Raw genomic sequence first — 17825 nt, 5'->3', positions numbered from 1 at the left:
CTATCAAACGGAGCGGCCCTTTTCCAACTAACCTCTGGTCCAAAAATCGGGGTCCATTTCAGCGAACCGACTTTTGATTGCAGGCGTGCTTTGCCATCGAGCTTCGAGCGTGCGCACGCAGATGCGTGAGCGGAACGCGACCGCTATTGGTTACAGAGGCCGCACGCCTTTGCGGCCATAACCTGACGGCAGCGTCGCAATATGAAAGGAAGGCTATAATCCTAGGACGACATTGATGAATCCAATCCACCCACAGAGGCGCGTCGCCATCGCTGATGCCTTTGACTCCACTTTTCGGGGCTCAATTCTGGCGCATCACGCTTGTCATTTGCGGCCAGCTGAGCTGCAGCTCGCCATGACCGGATATCACCGCCTGATGCCTGCGGCGGCCGGCGCGATGTCGGCCGTTTTCAAGGTGCCATCAACAATGCAAGCTCCCATTACGTTTGATCGCACGAAGATCTTATTCTGCAGGGAACAATCTCGACAAAGCATGCAGTTTCGCGCAACTACCACGTGGTGGAGCAAAGAGCCGGGCCAATCGCCTGACACTTCCGCGCACGCGCAGCCAGCTGAACGCAGCATGCACGCATGGCGGCCCTTCTGTGTGAAAGCAGGCCTCCTGTTCGGTGGCTGCCAATGTTGTCGCAAACTCGCCATCGCGCAGGACCACAACGACTGCCCGCGCCCGATGGCTGCACCGGTTTCCTTTATTCATTTTTGCGGGCGATTGCCGCGATCAATGCAAGGCTTGAATCGGGCTGCACGAAGCAGGCATCTTTATTGCAGGCGTTACGATGGGCTTCGTCGTGACATGCTACATCCACATCTGGGGAATCGGCGCGCGACCCGGCCGCCTCAAGATAGACGGCGTGTAGGTTAGATGGAGAGCAGCGCGCGCAACCTGGCTGGCCGAAGCCTTCGGACAGATCGCGACCGAGATGGATCGGGGATGGCCAGTCAATTCGCTCCGGAGCATCGAAAGCCGATTCTCGTTGCGCCGGACGAAAGCCTGACCGGCAGCGTCGTGTTGGGCGCAACGATCGGCAATATTCTCGAATTTTACGACTTCGGGACCTATACCTTTTTCGCAATCCAGATAGGTCAGGCGTTCTTCCCGGCGAGCGACCCGTTTGCCAGCCTCATGCTGTCGCTCGGGACGTTTGGCGCGGGTTTTGTAACCAGACCGATAGGGGCCATCGCGCTCGGCTCGTACTCGGATCGGGTCGGGCGCCGGCCCGCGATGACTGCCAGCTTTGCCATGATGAGCGCCGCGATCCTCGCGTTAGCTGTTACGCCATCGTACGAGACGATAGGAATTGGCGCTCCGTTGCTGGCCATTTTCGCACGTTTGGTGCAGGGCTTCGCTCTGGGAGGTGAGGTCGGTCCGACTACTGCCTATTTGATGGAAGCGGCCCCGGCCGGGGCCCGCGGTCTTGCTGTCTCGTTTCAGCCTGCCAGCCAACAGATAGCTGCAACCGCCGGAGCGCTGGTTGGAGAAATACTCTCCCTCGCGATGACAAGTGAGGCACTGGACGCGTACGGTTGGCGGATCGCGTTCTTGCTCGGCGCCGGCACGCTGCCGTTCGGACTTTGGCTGCGGAGCGCCCTGCCGGAGACATTACACCGCCCGGAAGCTTCGGCTCCCGTCGTCGAGAGTGCGAAGAGATTGCGTGCCGTCCGCCGTATGGTGAGCTTGGGACTCGTCATTTTGGCCAGTTGCACAATTTTTACCTACATCACGGAATATATGACCACCTATGCGCTGAATACCTTGCAAGTTTCTGCGCCTCTCGCCTTCGCCACCACGCTCGTCAGCAATGCAGTAGGAATTGGCGCCGCACTGCTGGGCGGTTGGCTTGCGGATCGTGCCGGACGCCGGCACATCATGATATGGCCGCAGGTCACCGCGCTGCTGATGACCTATCCGGTATTCTGGTGGATCGTAGAGAGCCGCAGTGCCATCGCACTTCTCGGAGGCCTCGGCGCGCTCACCTTCATCGGAACGGTCCCGTATAGCGCCTTCTATGTGAGCATGGCCGAAGGTTTACCCAAGAACATCCGCGGCGGCGCCTTCGCGACGATTTACGCTTTTGCGATAGCGATCTTCGGTGGCACAGCTCAACTCATCGTCACCTGGTTGATCCACGTTACCGGGAACGCACTGGCTCCCGCCTGGTACATGCTTGTCGCTAGCGCGGCCGGATTCTGTGCCATGCTGATGATGCCCGAGACGGCACCGCCGAGAATTCAGAGCGCTGCGCATAAGCGAAGCCCGTCGTAGCGCTGGACAACGTGATCACGGGTCCCTTCCGCTCATATCGCGCTCCCCGTCAAATCTTTGGGGAAGAAAGTAGATCGGCCCGAGAGATAGGAATTGTCTTGATGAACCATTCGATTTTTGCAGGAGGGGCCGGTGTTGGGGCCGCGCCTTCTTGTTGGGGTCGGGTAGGCTTTCGAGTTTTTCGCTTTTTCCTACTGGATGGTCATCGGCATTGGAACAAGCGATGGGCAATCCGCGTGATGATCGCTGCAACACGGCGGGTTTCTTGCTGCGCAGCGCTAGAGGCCCCTTGCTAGCCAGAATAGGCTGCCTGTGCCCGACCAGTATCGAATCCATAGCTATGTTAATGAGATAGGCTTCAGACGCCCAGCCAGTTCCGACCCGCTCGCCTACGGGACGCAGACTGCAGCAAACCAGCGCTCGTCTGTTCTGCCGGCAAGACAAGCCCGAGCAAATCACTCCCTTCCAGAGCCGATGAAACAAGGCGGCACCACCACTGTTCGTCATCGGGAGTGCATGAATTCTCCCAGACAGGCAAGCATGCGAGTTGCGCTGCCGTGGATGTCCGGCAATTCACCCTGGCAGAGGCCAATAGCTACCGCCCCTTTCTGATCGGTCGGCAACAATACCGAGCCTGTCGGAGCAGAGAATGACGCGGACCGCGCCACCAATTGTAGCCAACCAGCGCGATCAAGTCACCGCGGTCGGCGATCAGCGCCCCCTGCTTTAGCACCAATTCAGCGAAGCTCAATTGATTGTGAGCGTCATCACTTGGCCAAGTGGGCATCAACAGCCCCGGCGTGTTCCAACTCAGCGGTGTTCTTGACGTGGACAGCATTCGCACCGGCGCGGTGATCGGACGCAATCGCGACATAGAGCGCCGGTAGCACGAAGAGCGTGAACAACGTTCCGATGGACATGCCCGCGACGAGCACGAGCCCAATCGAGAAGCGGCTCGCGGCGCCAGCGCCCGTTGCGGTCAACAAAGGTAAGAGACCAGTGACCATCGCCGCCGTGGTCATCAAGATCGGACGAAGTCGAACGCGCGCCGCCATCTCGATAGCCGAGCGGCGGTCGAGCCTCTCCTTGAGCTGCAGCTCATTGGCAAACTCAACCATTAAGATACCGTGCTTGGAAATCAGCCCGACCAGTGTCAACAGCCCAACCTGAGTGTAGATGTTCATCGTCGACAAGCCAAAGAATAGCGGGATCAAGGCCCCGACGACCGCCATCGGAACGCTGATCATGACGATGAGGGGATCGCGCAGGCTTTCGAACTGCGCCGCAAGCACCAGAAAAATGATGATGAGTGCAAACGCAAAGGTGATGGCGAGTTGATTACCCTCGCGCACATATTGGCGAGCGTCGGCAAGGAAGTCGTGGCTAAAGCCTGCGGGCAGCATCTTTGCCTCCTCGTCCAGGTAGTCCACAGCCTGACCGATCGTGACACCAGGCATCGGTACAGCCTGGAAGGTCGCGGAGTTGAGCTGGTTGTAGTGGGTGAGCGTGTTCGGATCGGTCGCAGTCTCGATGGAAACCACGGTCGACAGCGGCAGCATCGAGCCTCTCGCAGTCTTCACATAATAGCTTCCAAGTGATTCCGGCGTCAGGCGGTTTTCGCGCGCCAGTTGCGGGATCACCTGGTAGGAGCGCCCCTGCAAGTTGAAGCGGTTCACGTAGTTGCCGCCGAGCAGGGTCGCAAGCGCGCCACCGACGTTCTCCATGGTGATGCCGAGATCGCTTGCCTTGGATCGATCCACCTTGATTTGCACCACGGGCTGATTGAACTCAAGGTCAGAGTCACTGACCGCGAACAGACCGCTCTTGCGAGCGGCATCCTTCAGCTTCGACATCTGCTCATAGACGGACTGGAAACCTAGGGTGGAACTGATCACCATTTGCACCGGCAGGCCGCCCGAACCGCCCGGAAGAGGCGGCAAACCAAAGGCAAATGCGTTGATGCCTTCGATTTTGGACAGCTCGGCCTGAACGGACCACTTGAGCGCGATCGATGATCTCTTACGCTCGTCCCAAGGCTTCAGCAACATGCCGGCCATGCCGCCCTGCGGCCCGCTGCTGCCGTTGAGCACGAAGCGCAAATCGGTCTCGGGAAACTTCTGGAACGCTTTGTCGAGCTTGGCGCCGTAATAATCGAAGTAATCGATATTGGCGTATTTCGGCGCTTTAGTCAGCGCGAATATGATGCCCTGATCCTCCTCAGGTGCAAGTTCCTTGGACGTATGCATGTAGAGGAAGCCCGCAAGGCCCAGCATGGTCAGCGCAAACAGCCCGGTAATCGGACCATAGTCGAGCGAGCGGTCGAGGTTGCGACCGTACCAGCGGGTCGTGGCGCCGAACGCGCGGTTCACAACCCTTGCAAACCGCCCCTCCTCAGAGTTCTTCAGGAAGACCGAACACATCATCGGCGACAGCGTCAACGCAATTGCGCCCGAAACGATGACCGAGCCCGCCAGCGTGAACGCAAATTCGCGGAACAGCGCGCCAGTGAGGCCGCCGATAAAGGCGATTGGCGCGTACACGGCGGCCAGCGTGATCGTCATGGAGACGACGGGACCGACGATTTCGCGCGCCCCCTGGGTCGCGGCCAGCGCGGGCGGCGCGCCTTGTTCCAGATGGCGATGAATATTCTCCACGACGACGATTGCATCGTCGACCACGAGACCAATCGCAAGCACCATCGCGAGAAGGGTCAGAAGATTGAATGAAAACCCCAGCGCCAGCATCATGCTGCAGACGCCAACAAGCGACAGCGGAATGGTAACTACGGGAATGATGACCGACCGAAACGAAGCCAGAAACAGGAAGATCACGACCACCACGATCAAGACGGCCTCGACCAGCGTCTTCCCCACCTCATCGATCGATGATTGAATGAACTTCGTGGAGTCGTAGGCCACTTTCATCTTCAGCGAAGGCGGCAAGTTGCGCTCCATGTCTGGAAATAGCGTCCGTACGCCTCGTACGATGTTCAGTGGATTGCCTTGAGGGCTCGCCTGCACGCCGATGAAGACCGCGTGCTCGCCGTTCATGGAGACACTGGCGTCTGCGGTCTGCGCGGCAAGCTCGACCGTCGCAATGTCCTCCATGCGCACAAATCCGCCGTCATTGGCCTTGACGATCATGCGCTTGAAGTCATCGACACCGCGCAGATCAGTGTTGGCCGTGATGTCGGAGATGGTGAGATAGCCCTTGACCTGACCGGCCGCGGCCTGGAAGTTGTTGGCGGCAATTGCAGCCGAAGCGTCCGCCGGCGACACGCCATGCCCCGTCATTTTCACAGGATCGAGCCATAGCCGCATCGCAAAACTCTGGCCGCCCAGGATGTCCGCCGCTGCGACCCCCTCTACAGTCGACATAACCGGCTGCACCACGCGTGAAAGATAGTCGGAGATCGCGCTGGCCGTCAGTTCCTCGCTGGAGAAAGCGATATACATGACAGCCGTGCTCTGACCGGCTGACTTGGTGACGACCGGATCGTTTGATTCCTTCGGAATTTGAGACTTGACCGAGTTGACCTTGGAGAGCACTTCGGTAAGCGCCTCGTTGGGATCGAAATTGAGCTTGATGTAGACTTGGATCGTCGAGCTACCGAGCACCGATGAGGACGTGATGTAGTCGACGCCCTCGGCGGACGCCACTGCCTGCTCCAGGGGGGCCGTGATGAACCCCTGGATCATGTCGGCGGAGGCACCCGGGTAGGAGGTTGTGATATTGACGACCGTGTTTGACAGCTTCGGATACTGCCGGATCGGCAGAACGGCCGCCGCGCGAAGGCCGATCAATAGGATCAGCAGACTGATGACGACTGATAACACGGGACGTTTGAGGAAAAGATCGGCAAATGCCATCGAGGCTCTCGCATTCAGGAGGGTGACGCAAATTCGCTGGCACTGGCAAGTCGCGCTCCAGCTACGGTCATCAGCGCGGCTGACAGTGGCAAAGACCCGAGAAGGAAGCGGAATCGGCTGCTCTAACGGCTAGCTAGTTCCTTGGCAGAGGATTCGATCCTCCACTTCTTCATCACCATTCCTTGGATGAATCTTTGCCCTTTTCATCGCTGATCGCAAGTATGGACACACCTCTTCAGGATAAAGACCCATGTCATTCTGTGCGCAATCGGCCCGAGGTCCGACTCAGAATACGGAAGCGGGCTCACGCATTTCCATTCCGCTTCATCCTCACGCCTCAAGCAACGCCTTGCAGCAAGCGGATCAGTCGGCACTAACGGCTTCCACGCCACTATCGAATGATCCAGCGGCGACGTCGAAAGTACAAACAACTCGACGAGTGACTCAACTCTACAAAGGCAAGCGCGCGATATAGAATGGGTTGCCAAACCTATACCAAGGTTTGTCGGCGCCTTACGCTGGCATGAGCCGCGCGAGACTTGCGACGCGCCCCCGGGGCCAAGATGGACCGGCGCACAAATGGATTCTAGAGATGCCCATGTTGGTCGCCGTGACGTCGGGCGGTTCCGGGTCGATGCGAACCTCGTCAATCTCCGGCGAATATGGGGTCGCCCGCTTGCAGGCGATAACGCTCGGGCACGATGCGACCGGATGGAAGACGGCAAAGGCGGGCGACACGCACAGCGTCGGTCCCGCTTCGAGGCCAACCTGGATCGGTTTCCAGAAATTCGCGCCGAGTGCTGCCAGCTTCCGTACAGCATTGCGTTGGGCTTGATGCCGATATAAGAACGCCACGTTGCAGCGTCACGATTGCGGCCACCGTGATTCGTCACATCGCCTTCTTCACAGCCAACGATCAAGCCGGTATCGACCAGATCGTCGAAGGTCTGTCAGTTCTCACCGCAATCCCGTATGCACGCCGGCTCGGGATTGCGCGCAACCGCAAGAGCGATCAACTCGGCAATGAAGTCGACGTCGTGGTGTACGGTGAGTTCGACAGCGAGATGGATCTCGCTGCGTACAAAACGCACGATTTGTATCAAGAAGCGATCCGGTGCGTCCGGCCACTTCGGAACTGCGGTTTGCCGCTGACTACGAACTGTCAGCAGATGTCTATTTCGCTGGAACGTCGGGGTTGAGCCAAGTTGATCGACGCCCCCGACGAGCTAGTCGCAGCTAAGCATGATGATGAACAGCCTCGAGGCTTTGTACGTGTCGGACGGAAATTGCGCTTGTTCGCGCCAGGACAACGATCAGAGCCGGCTTTACCGCCTGCCGATCATCGGTAACCGATAGCCCTATGCACGTCCGCGAGTTGCAGTGGATCGAGCCTGTCAAGGCGATGCCTGTCATCCCGGTGACGTAGTCAGGCGGCTTCATCCTGCGGCGCGTGTTCTACACCGTGCCTTCAAGATTGATCGGCCATCGCCTGCGCGTGCGCATCTTCGACGACCGGCTCGAATGCTTCCTTGGCGTCACGCCGGTCGTGACGCAGCGGCGCGGTCGGCCTATGTCCGAGAGCCAGGGCGGTCATGTCGTGGATTACCGGCACGTCATCCATGCCCTGCGGCGCAAGCCGATGGCGCTCCTCAATCTCGTTTATCGCGACCAACTCTTCCCGCGTGCAGCTTACAAACGTCTGTTCGAGACCTTGCGGGAGCATGGTGATGACCGGCGCGCCTGCAAGGTGACGGTCGAGCTTCTGGCGCTGGCTCACGAGCGCGCCTGCGAAGCAGAACTCGCCGAGGTGATCGCGATGGATCTGGACGCGATCTTGCCGCGCTGCGCGGCCGCTTCCGACCCGAGGCGGCCTCGATCCCACGTGTCGCCGTGTCGCCGTCCAGCTGGTGCCGCTCGACGTCTACGGTGAACTCGCCTCCGTCAGCGTCATGTTGGGCCGCTCGAACCTGGGAGAGGCAGCATGACCGGTATCGCTACCTCCGTCGATGCCGCCCGTGTCGAGCTGCTTCTCAATGAGCTCCGCCTGCCGGGCGTCAAGGCGATCTGGCCGAAGCTCGCCGCACAGTCGGACAAGGAAGGGTGGCCTGCCGCCCGCTTCCTCGCCGCCCTTGCCGAGCACGAGGCGGCCGATCGCACCCGCCGTCGGATCGAGCGACACATGGTGGAAGCGCGTTTGCCCGCCGGCAAGACGCTCGCCACCTTCGACTTCGAAAGCGTGCCGATGCTATCAAAGGCACAGGCGATGGCGCTCGCCGCTGGCGACGCCTGGTTGAAGGCCGGCGCCAATTTGCTCTTGTTCGGTCCACCCGAGTCCGATTCATACTGCTCACCTCGCTATGCCGTTATAGTTCAAGCTCTCTTTGGCGCAGATCGTCGGACGGCGGCCGCCGGAAGCGTCGCGCCTGCGCGGCCTTCTTGACCTCGGGTTGCTCCAGATCAAGCGCTTTGATCACCCAAGGTGCGCCTTTGCACAGCTGGTGCGCAGGTAAGCTCTGCTCCGCGATCAGACGGTGAACCGTCGATGGGCTGACCTGCAAGGCTGCGGCGGCTTCATCCAGAGTGATTTCTCCTCTCTCCTTGCGTTCGCCCTCTCGGTAGGGCGCGATAGCCTGCTGGTTGCGCAAGTGGCAAACGCGGGCGCGGGTCCAATTGTTACCCCGCCCCGTCGACTTGCCGGCCCGGTTGAGGACTGCCGCGATCGTGTTGTCGGGCATCTGCCGTGCCAGAACACGCACGAGATCGATGGCATCCGCGGACGTCCTCCAGCGGTGTTGACCCGTACGGTTCTTCCTGGTCTTCAGTGCTGTATGATCGCCGCCCTGCCAGTGGATGACAAGCTCGATCGCCTCATCGTGGACGCGCACAACGATCTCGCGGATCACAGTTCGGATGATCCGCTTGCGCGTCGCAGGCGTCGCCCCAGGGCTGTTCCAGGCTCACTCCAAATCGGAGCCAAGCGCGAGTAACCGCTCGCGATCCGCCTCGCTCAGAGTCGTCTCCGGCTTGGCTAAAAACGCCCCGCGCTCATCCTCGAGCGCGCGGACAGCCAGCAGGCGTTCATTCCAACGCCGCTCCAACTCGCCAGCTACCAAGCGATGGTCGGGATCGACGGCCTCATAGTGCCGACGAGCACGAGTGGCCTCATAGCGCGCTTGCTCCAGAGCCAGTTCAAGTTGGCGCAGCTTCTCGGCGTGCTCACGGCCGCGAGCCTCCATGGCAGCCAGCGCAGCCTTGACACCGAGCGGCTGCAAACGTGCGATGACTTCCGCGCTGATTGCGCGATCCACGCGCAGGCCGCCGAATGAGATGCACGGATCTCCGCCATGGTTGATCTGGCTACCGCGGCAATGATAACGCCCAACAGTGCCGTGCGTGCCACTGTAGGCAACGTGAAGTTTGCGACCGCAGTGACCGCAACGAAGGAGCCCTGCAAGAAGGGCCTCGCCGCAGCGGACCGAGCCACGACTCATGAAGCTCTTCCCATTGGCGTTATCGGTGATCAAGCGCTGATTCCTCTCGAACTCCGCCCACGTAATGTAGCCCTCATGGTGATCCTTGATCAAAACTTCCCAGTCGCTGCGCTCCCGCCGGAAGCCCCGCACGATCCTCTTGCGGCCGGCCTCGATCGTCACCCGACTGCCCGAGCGCCCGAAGGCGTAGGCGCCAGCATAGATGGGATTGGTAAGGATGTGATAGATCGTATTGTAGACTGGTAACTTCCACTCGACGTGGCGACCCTCGGGGCCATGGCTGACCGCGGGCAAAGTGATTCGTTCTTGCCGTAACCACAGGTGGACCTGGCGAAGTGTCTGCATCTCAGCAAACCTGGTGAACACGAGTGCGAGCGCCTCCTGAATGCGCCGATCAGGGTCCTTCTCGATCCGATCGTGGGAGACTTTGAGATAACCGATTGCAACGTTGAGGAAGAGCTCCCCCCTGCGGGCCTTCTGCTTCAAGGCTTCAAGCGAGCGCTGCCGAAAGATAGACAGCTCCTTCTCGCTCATTGTGCCCTTCATGCCGAGCAGAAGGCGATCATTGGGGTGGCGCGGATCATAGACGCCGTCCTCATCGGCGATCAGTGTTCCGACGAGCCCGCAGAACTCCAGGAGCGTATGCCAATCCCTGCCGTTGCGGGCCAGCCGAGAGGCCTCAATCGAGACCACAGCGCCAACTCGCCCTTCGCAAATGGCGGCAAGCAGCTTCTCGAACCCGGGACGCGTGGTGCCGCCACCAGAGCGACCGAGATCATCGTCGATCACGACCACCTCGCTCCAGCCCAGCTGCCGCGCACGGTCGGCCAAGCCGTACTGGCGGCGCTGGCTCTCTCGGTTGTTGATAACCTGGTCGGCCGTCGACTGACGAACGTACACGACGGCCTGGCGAGCAAGGTGCTCAGGCGTGATCTTGCTCACCGCTGTCCTCCCGGTTCACGTCGTTTGCGTCGACCGCGCTGTCGGTGAGTGCTTCGGTCAGAAGCTCCTTCAACAGCTCCAACATTTGCTGGTGGGCTTCGATTGGAATGCTGCTGTATTTTGGAGGGCTCCCGAAAAGATCCCCCTGACGACGTGATGCGTCCGCCATGACCGCCTCCTCGCGATTGGGACGATTCCCTGGGAGAGGAGGCTAAGACCGCGTCGGCAAGAACGCGCGCCTCCAGCAGACGATCCACCGGAAGCCGCGGATCAGCCGTCAGTCGGAAGGAAGCGGCGGCGGGGGCCGTCATCCATGCCGGCAGAAGCGTTAACGTCGCATCAGGTTGTCTGATAACAAAATGCGTCTCACTCCCGAGCCGCTTGCGGGCGACAACGACGACTAACGCTCCACATCGCGGATGAAATGGGTAGAGGATCTCAACCTCAGATCCCAGACACCCGGCATTATGACGCTGGCCCGCCTGGCGGCGGCAAGACCCATCTCGGCACGGCGATCGGCCTGGCTCTCGTCGAGAATGGTTGGCGCGTTCTCTTCGCGCGCACCACCGATCTGGTGCAACGGCTGCAGCTCGCGCGGCGCGAGCTGGCGCTGGAGTCCGCGATCGCCAAACTCGATCGCTATGACCTCCTGATCCTCGACGACATCACATATGTGAGCAAGGATCAGCCGGAAACCAGTGTGCTGTTCGAGTTGATCGCCGCCCGCTACGAACGACGCTCGCTGCTGATCACGGCCAATCAGCCATTTGGCGAATGGGGGCGCATCTTCCCGGACCAGGCAATGACGTTGGCTGCCATCGATCGTTTGGTCCACCACGCCATGATCCTCGAGATGAACGTCGAAAGTTACCGTCGAAAAGTTGCCCTCGATCGCAGACGCGGTCCAGGCCGGCCGCCTGTTCACACTACCCCCAACGAACTCGACGGCGGCCAGCGTCAATTATCGCCTGACTCGGCCGCCTCGTCTCATCTTGATTGACGCGCCGCTCCCATCCTGATTGTCGCGTTATAGGTGACGGATCGTCGAGAGACCGGGCTACGACATGGCCTTGGCGAGCGCCTACATCCTGTTCAATGAGGTCGGCGGCGAATTCGCCTTCCCTTACGGGCTCCATTCCTGGAGCCTGCAACGGCGATGCCGTCGAGTTCGGCTGGCAGGGAAACGACGAAATGGAGCCAGCCGAGGGCGACGGCTGGGCCGAACTGCAGGAGGACGGCTCTCTCGAAGGGGAGATCTGCCTCCTCAACGGCGACAACATTCCATTCATCGCGCGCCGTTCAAAGACTTCTTCAACAACCTGCTAAATCCCAGCCGCCGGGAACTACAGATTACGACGACGGCAGGGTGCAACGTCCGATGTTCCTATTGTCCGAGGATAAGTTCGCAGAACGCCAACGCCCCGTGTCCCAAGCGAAGCACCTTGGTCTTCAGGATCTCAAGCGATGTCTGGCACGCCTACCAGCGGCTATCGATATCGGCTTTGCGGGTTACTCGGAGCCTTGGCTCCATCCGGAGTGCACGACGATGGTTGAGTATGCTTACAAACGCGGCCATGGCATCCGCATTTTCACGACCCTTGTCGGAATGAATAGGAGTGACATTCGACGCTTGCAAATGCTGCAGTTCAAGAGCTTCGTCGTGCACGTCCTCGATGACGGCACTTACATGAACAGCCGCCTTGTCGGAAAGACCTATCTCAATGTCCTGCGGAGACTGGTCGAGGCGAACATTCCCTCAATTCGATACATCGTTCTTGGCAAAGTCCATCCCAAACTCGCCGACATCATTCCCGCCAAACAGTTAACCCGCTTACGGCCGCTGACGAGCAGGCGAGGACGTACTGATCCGAGTATCATCAAACCACGGCGGCCTCTCGTCGGCACTCCAACTTGCATTGGCGAACGGCAAAATCGAAATGTCCTCCTCCCGAACGGCGACATTAGTCTGTGCGGCATGGATTTTGAGCGGCATCATGTCCTGGGCAATTTTCTGCGAGACGAATCCGAGGATCTCTTCGAAACACCGATATTTCGCGAAATCATCGATCGCATGAACGGAATGGACGGCTTTCTGCTTTGCAGGAGATGTGAATATGCCAAGCCGCAATCGTCGGGAGGCATGACCGGTGCCGGTCACGCCTTTTGAGGAGCAGGCCAGCAAATGCCAACGCCATGAGTTGTAAGCGACGAAATGACAGGAGCGAAGCGTCGCCTTTCGCGCCCGAATTATTGAGGTCTGCTGAACACCGGCGCCCCCCCGTTACGATGGCTTGGGCGAACTGACGCAAATTCGTGCAACTCGGCCAGAGGGGAGCAAAAGACGGCCAGAACTGATTCTGGCCGTCGGCACGGAGCTATCGTGTCAGGATACGAAGAACCTCCGTAGAATAAGGTAGCCACGCCGCTTCCCCGCCGCGGCGCAGTCGCCGCTTCGATCACCAGATGAACTTCGCGCCATCAGGCAGTTCGCAGACAAACTCGCCCTGGTTCACGAGTTCGGTCGTCCCGATGATAGGCGAGGCCCGCGCCGTGAGTTTACCTTCGCGGCTGAGGCTATGACGAATGTATTCGGTCACGGCATGCCCGGAGCTGTCCACGGTTTGGTCCGCATTGGCGAAGCTGATGCCGTTCCGGGTGGTCACCCTGAAGGCATTGATGACCAAACCGGCCTGCGTCGCCGACCCGGCCTTTCCACCCTCGGCGGCGGTACAGCGGCTCATATCCAGTATAAGCTTCACACTCTCGCCCGTCTGCAAGGCGGCACCTCGACGTATTTCGGCGAGGGCTCATCGGCCCGGGCCATCGCGCTCACGCAGGCGATCGAAAGCAAGGACAGTGGGATCGACAGGCCTTTGCCAATAAACTTCATAGGTTTTTCCTCGGTGAGAACCACAGATCGCAGAAGCGCAACGTTGCAGGATCTCGTGCTCGCAAGGCCGTTTGGCGAGTTCGAGCATCACGCGCGGTTGCGCTTTGCGACAAACCAACCTGTAGTAAACAGGCGTAAGTGGTTGTGGCGGCTATTCCGACGTCACAACCTCGTAGGTCAGGTTTGCTGAAGTCGCTTCTCCTCGGGCGACATCGCCGGACCGACTTCATCAAAGACGCGGCCACTTGGAAATCACGAGCGGCAAAGCTCCTCCGACGGAGGTCGACATGATTGAGCGGATGAGCTTTTACATGTGTGTAAGCGCGCGGTTTCCGGTCAACAGTTCGACCAGGGCGCAACTTGCCAGGTTGTCTACGGTGATACCTGCATGGCTCTCTGCCACCTAAACAATACGTCCACAATGACGACGACGACAAGCGCCCAACGCAGCGGCGTGAATAAGCCTTGCCCAGTCAGGGCGTCTGATCTCGGCCTTAACAAACAGGAATGCCAGACGGCGAAAAACAGCGCCGACTTTGCTCCACCGCTTTGCGCGGCTTCCGTTCGGCTGGCCGCTCGCCTTACTGGACTGAATTCATCCATCCGGCAACCCTCAGCGGATATCGCTTATTTCCCCGTCCGTCAGCTTCCTGAATGCTACATCTACGAAAATGTACACGAACGAGCAGTACTTGAAAGGCATCCAATAAATATTGATCCGCGGAATGCTGCAGAAACTCCGGTTGGCGTTCACGATGTCCTCCCGCAGCCGCACCGGGTGCCCCGGCAGCTCGATGAGTCGAACGCACAGACCAGCTCAAGGGCAGAACCGTCCGCTGATCAAGCAAGCTTCGAGCAGCATCTGGAGCCCTGCATCCGACTCCCCCAACGTCGGATTCAGTTCCTACCGCAACAAATTCCGCAACTTCCACGTCCTCGACTGGGCCGAACGAGGCCCGGCAAACCGTTCGCTATCCAGCCGCATCATTTGTGGGCGCGCGCGCTCAGCTTGCCGCAACGCTGACAGGCGCCCCCCTTGATGCGCTCAGAAATGAGATCGAATTGGCTGTGCAGCAATTGGCACGGTGGTCGCCATCGACCGCCGCTTTCGACGGCGGTGTCGATCGGGAGCGCGTTTTCGATGACGTGGTAGGATCGTCATATGTCACGCTGCGGCGCTTCCAGCACCAGGACAGCGATTGCAGGCCGCGCGTGGAAGACAACACGAGCGCAATATCGCATGTGCGCAACACGGCGCGGGATCATTCTTCCATGGGAGATCCTCTGGAGCGATATCCCATGGACCGGGCGCGCCAAGCCGGATGGCATATGCGCGGTCGAACAGCATTCCCCTTCGTGTCGCTGGTTGAGGATCCATCCAAACTCGTCGATTCGCGCGATCACTGGGCACGAGCGATCGCCCAAAGTACGAACGCGCTGCACACCTACACCGTACCGAGGTCCGCGGTCCGGACGCCCGACGACGTGCTGAGCAGCATTGGGCTCGGAATGAATGTTGAGGATCAGCACAACATCGATGCGGATGTGCACTTCATGTGCGCGCTGGGCAGAACGCCAACCCCAGAGACCGAGCGCCTTTTTCCGGGCGGCAATCTCGACGACTACCGTACCCGGCGACCCAAATCCGTACAAGCGCGATGGCAATGATTAGACGGCCTCCTGCGCGCCCTTTGGCGGTAAGTGCCTTCATGCTGAAACGCTAGGCACGTCCCCCAAGGAAGAAACGGAGGATGTGCCATGAGCGCAGGCTTTACAAACAACGTATCGAGCAGCCTCCGCATGCGGCCTTCGAGCGGGCCCTGCGAACGGGTCAGGCATCTGGAGCCGCCCGAATGGCTCTTTAACGCGTTCTTGGCGCGGCGCCCCAAGCGCATCTGGCATCCCCGCATCGATCCGATGGCTAGCGGTCACATTCGTCATCGAGCCCGGTGACGTGAAGCGCTGAAAGCCCGGCTTCTGTTCACGGCCGTCTCAGCCTGATTCTGGACGCGCGTTCGATCAAGGGACGGTCAGACCGATCGCACCACCAAGCGCAGTAAAGCGGCATCAACCGCGCATGCGGTGCATCGCGACAGAGTCCATTCGTCTTCTGAATGCGTTCCATCGAAACAATCGATTTTGCCGATCTTACGCGAAGACCCCATAGTCGGCGGAGCAATCTTGGGAGGCCGCATTCTACAACGTAGTGTGACAATCTTTCTCAGTCCCCTGCCGGTCAACTCGACTTGGGCAATCGCGCGTTTGCACCCAGGATGTAAATGACGCGGCAGGTCCAAGCATCCCACGACTAGCCATAGTTTGTCTGGCTGATTGCCACATCTGAGGCGATCAGCCAGCCGCCCGGTCAGACGCTGTGGACAGCGGTGACGCGTAGTGAGAACGACTGCCTCATAACACACTGCCATCGGCTACGGCTCACGCTGGACATCATAAGGTAATGCATACGACCTTGAAGAAGGTGAAAGCGACCATGATTCGCATGTAGATGGCCGCGTCTGTGTCGACGCCGCTCCAGGGCGCCCGCACATTTGACGGGACTCCGCTAAACCAAACGTTAAAGACACTTGAATCGCACCGTACGTGAGATTGTAGGATTTCCGACAGCCTCACCACAAAGAACCCCACTCGGGCGAACACTTCCTGATAGGTAGCAAGAATTGCGAACATCTTTAAAGCTTAATGCAGCCCCACTCCGCCCCGTCACGCGGGTCGACCACTCCTTTCGAAGGCGACTTTTCAACGCCGCCTACCTGCAGGACGGACGAATCAGCACAGCCTTAGCCGGAGCCGACTGTAGCAGGCGCGTAGAATGCGGCCCCCGCTTATCTCGCTCCGTGCCGACACAAAGGCACTTTAAGGTCGGGCATCGGTCATTCAGCCGTCGTTCATCCCAAGCGATGAGAGACAGCTGGCGTAACGACTTCAATCCGATGATGCCTCGTTGCGCGTGCCGCGCCTTTTCGGCCTCGTGCACTGCTGTCGAGGGGATGCCGCGTCCGGGACATCGGACGCGATTCAAAGTCGGGATCGCTGGCGTCTGCATGTCTATCACCGGCTACCGAACGGCTCTGTCGCTAGCCGGTAGGAGCATCGATAGCATCGTTACGCGCCGCGGCTTCTGAAGCATCGGTCGGTTGCGGGGCGTAAACTTCTTCAAGCGGAAAAGCGTGCTTTGTCATGACCTGGCGACGCCATAGGCGCAAGCATAGCAGTGCCGACCGCAGGACTTGAGCAAGGTGGCGGAGTTTCCAAATGTCGATTTTGCTAGACGGTTCAGATCCAGCTGTCTCCTGCGCTTGCGTATCGATCGCGCCGTCTGGCGCTAACGATATCGAACGAGGCGGCCCAGCGCGTGCACGCCTGGCCGCGATCAGCGCACCTAGGCATCCGCCTGCTGCTTCTATTTTGGGCCTCGTGAATGATTTTGGAGATCTTCCCAGTCCACGGCAGACCGCCGCTTTTTTGTGTTCGGTGACAAGTGAATGGCTCGACTTGCTCGCGCGCCGCCACGATCTGCTTCGTCGCTTTCGGGCTTTTTCAAAGTGCGCCTCTGTGAGTTTGGCCGACGCTCTTGGTCACCCGTAACGTACGCAGGTCTCGGCGTGGATGAACGAGAGGCGATGACATGCGAATTCTCTTGGTTGATCATCACGCGGACTTTGCCCGCGCTGTGAAGGAAGCGCTCCTCGGTTGCGGGTTCGCGGTTGACGTGACACGCACCCTGGATGAAGCGGCGGCAGCGCTGGATTGCGCCAGCTACCACATTCTCTTGCTCGAATCGGCTTTACCGGATGGAGACGGCTTGAACTGGCTGAAGCAATTGCGGCGCGACGGATGTTCAATGCCTACGATGATGATGAGCAACTTGAACGATCTCGCCCGGCGGATCGCGATCTTTAATGCGGGTGCGGATGATTTCCTGGCCAAGCCCGTCTCAATCGACGAACTCATCGCTCGCATGCGCGCTATACTGCGACGGTCAACGCAGATGACGGCGCCGGTCGTGACATTCGGCAACCTGCATTTCGACCCGATCGGAAGACAAGTCTCCGTCAGCGGCCGAGTACTGAGGATTGCGCGCCGGGAAGTGTGCATTCTTGAGCATCTGCTGAGCCGCGCCGGCCGCACCGTGCCTCGGTCGTCACTGGAGGATAGCCTGTATGCCTTCGACGACGAGGTCTCCACCAACGCGCTGGAAGTTGGGATCTATCGCTTGCGCGCGCATTTGAGCCAGGCGGGTGCAACCTTAAGAATCAAGACCGCGCGCGGCGTTGGTTACACCCTTGAGCTCGTTAGTGCGGCATCGGCCGCCTAATCGATCGAACTTG

11 protein-coding genes and 3 pseudogenes are annotated in these 17825 nt (G+C 59.6%); 9 read left to right on the top strand and 5 right to left on the bottom strand.

Annotated elements, in window-relative coordinates; genetic code table 11:
• Nucleotides 1-952 precede the first annotated feature (952 nt).
• A complete protein-coding gene (locus tag ACVIGA_RS27920; protein WP_456668681.1) occupies nt 953-2284 on the top strand; it encodes an MFS transporter in 1332 nt (443 codons plus the stop codon).
• A gap of 767 nt (nt 2285-3051) precedes the next feature.
• Here the strand turns inward: ACVIGA_RS27920 and ACVIGA_RS27915 are convergent.
• Nucleotides 3052-6153, bottom strand: coding sequence for an efflux RND transporter permease subunit (locus ACVIGA_RS27915; protein ID WP_166071928.1), 3102 nt, complete (start codon nt 6151-6153; stop codon nt 3052-3054).
• Between the two features lie 797 nt (nt 6154-6950).
• On the opposite strand from ACVIGA_RS27915, the gene ACVIGA_RS27910 reads away from it, so the two are divergent.
• From ACVIGA_RS27910 to ACVIGA_RS27900, 3 genes and pseudogenes are all read left to right on the top strand, one after another.
• On the top strand, nt 6951-7352 hold the full coding sequence (locus ACVIGA_RS27910; RefSeq protein ID WP_456668680.1) for a Dabb family protein: 402 nt from the start codon (nt 6951-6953) through the stop codon (nt 7350-7352).
• A 227-nt stretch (nt 7353-7579) separates the two neighbouring features.
• A pseudogene (locus tag ACVIGA_RS27905) lies at nt 7580-7984 on the top strand (IS21 family transposase); the annotation flags it as partial.
• 150 nt (nt 7985-8134) lie between these two features.
• Nucleotides 8135-8482 (top strand): annotated as a pseudogene (locus ACVIGA_RS27900) (ATP-binding protein); the annotation flags it as partial.
• A gap of 34 nt (nt 8483-8516) precedes the next feature.
• Here the strand turns inward: ACVIGA_RS27900 and ACVIGA_RS27895 are convergent.
• The 3 genes from ACVIGA_RS27895 to ACVIGA_RS27885 are packed head-to-tail and all read right to left on the bottom strand — an operon-like array spanning nt 8517 to nt 10755.
• Nucleotides 8517-9056, bottom strand: a complete 540-nt coding sequence (locus ACVIGA_RS27895) for a helix-turn-helix domain-containing protein (protein WP_456668679.1) — start codon at nt 9054-9056, stop codon at nt 8517-8519.
• A 54-nt stretch (nt 9057-9110) separates the two neighbouring features.
• Nucleotides 9111-10586, bottom strand: a complete 1476-nt coding sequence (locus tag ACVIGA_RS27890) for a recombinase family protein (protein ID WP_456668678.1) — start codon at nt 10584-10586, stop codon at nt 9111-9113.
• Nucleotides 10567-10755, bottom strand: coding sequence for a hypothetical protein (locus tag ACVIGA_RS27885; protein ID WP_207835012.1), 189 nt, complete (start codon nt 10753-10755; stop codon nt 10567-10569). Before ACVIGA_RS27885 ends, ACVIGA_RS27890 begins: the two co-directional genes overlap by 20 nt.
• Before the next feature lie 306 nt (nt 10756-11061).
• Between ACVIGA_RS27885 and ACVIGA_RS27880 the strand changes: the two are divergent.
• The 3 genes and pseudogenes from ACVIGA_RS27880 to ACVIGA_RS27870 all read left to right on the top strand — a co-directional run.
• A pseudogene (locus tag ACVIGA_RS27880) lies at nt 11062-11586 on the top strand (ATP-binding protein); the annotation flags it as partial.
• Between the two features lie 191 nt (nt 11587-11777).
• Nucleotides 11778-11912 (top strand): hypothetical protein, encoded by a 135-nt coding sequence (locus tag ACVIGA_RS27875; protein WP_256508396.1) that lies wholly within the window; start codon nt 11778-11780, stop codon nt 11910-11912.
• A gap of 61 nt (nt 11913-11973) precedes the next feature.
• Nucleotides 11974-12753, top strand: a complete 780-nt coding sequence (locus ACVIGA_RS27870; protein ID WP_456668677.1) for an SPASM domain-containing protein — start codon at nt 11974-11976, stop codon at nt 12751-12753.
• 289 nt (nt 12754-13042) lie between these two features.
• Here the strand turns inward: ACVIGA_RS27870 and ACVIGA_RS27865 are convergent, their stop codons facing one another.
• Nucleotides 13043-13363 (bottom strand): VirK family protein, encoded by a 321-nt coding sequence (locus ACVIGA_RS27865; protein WP_456668676.1) that lies wholly within the window; start codon nt 13361-13363, stop codon nt 13043-13045.
• A gap of 1175 nt (nt 13364-14538) precedes the next feature.
• Here ACVIGA_RS27865 and ACVIGA_RS27860 point away from each other — a divergent pair.
• Together ACVIGA_RS27860 and ACVIGA_RS27855 are read left to right on the top strand one after the other, a co-directional pair.
• Entirely contained in the window at nt 14539-15144 is a 606-nt protein-coding gene (locus ACVIGA_RS27860; RefSeq protein ID WP_456668675.1) for a hypothetical protein, read from the top strand.
• Between the two features lie 1978 nt (nt 15145-17122).
• Nucleotides 17123-17812 (top strand): response regulator, encoded by a 690-nt coding sequence (locus ACVIGA_RS27855; protein ID WP_029083933.1) that lies wholly within the window; start codon nt 17123-17125, stop codon nt 17810-17812.
• Nucleotides 17813-17825: the final 13 nt, after the last annotated feature.

It is taken from the genome of Bradyrhizobium sp. USDA 3240 (assembly GCF_054063295.1).
The sequence above is the reverse complement of the archived record's forward strand: the minus strand, read 5'-3'. Positions and strand labels throughout refer to the sequence as shown.

Excerpts from the sequence above, each read along its gene's own strand:
- ACVIGA_RS27855 (WP_029083933.1), top strand. The coding sequence starts at position 17,123 with ATGCGAATTCTCTTGGTTGATCATCACGCGGACTTTGCCCGCGCTGTG.
- ACVIGA_RS27915 (WP_166071928.1), bottom strand. The coding sequence starts at position 6,153 with ATGGCATTTGCCGATCTTTTCCTCAAACGTCCCGTGTTATCAGTCGTC.
- ACVIGA_RS27920 (WP_456668681.1), top strand. The coding sequence starts at position 953 with ATGGCCAGTCAATTCGCTCCGGAGCATCGAAAGCCGATTCTCGTTGCG.
- ACVIGA_RS27885 (WP_207835012.1), bottom strand. The coding sequence starts at position 10,755 with ATGGCGGACGCATCACGTCGTCAGGGGGATCTTTTCGGGAGCCCTCCA.
- ACVIGA_RS27875 (WP_256508396.1), top strand. The coding sequence starts at position 11,778 with ATGGAGCCAGCCGAGGGCGACGGCTGGGCCGAACTGCAGGAGGACGGC.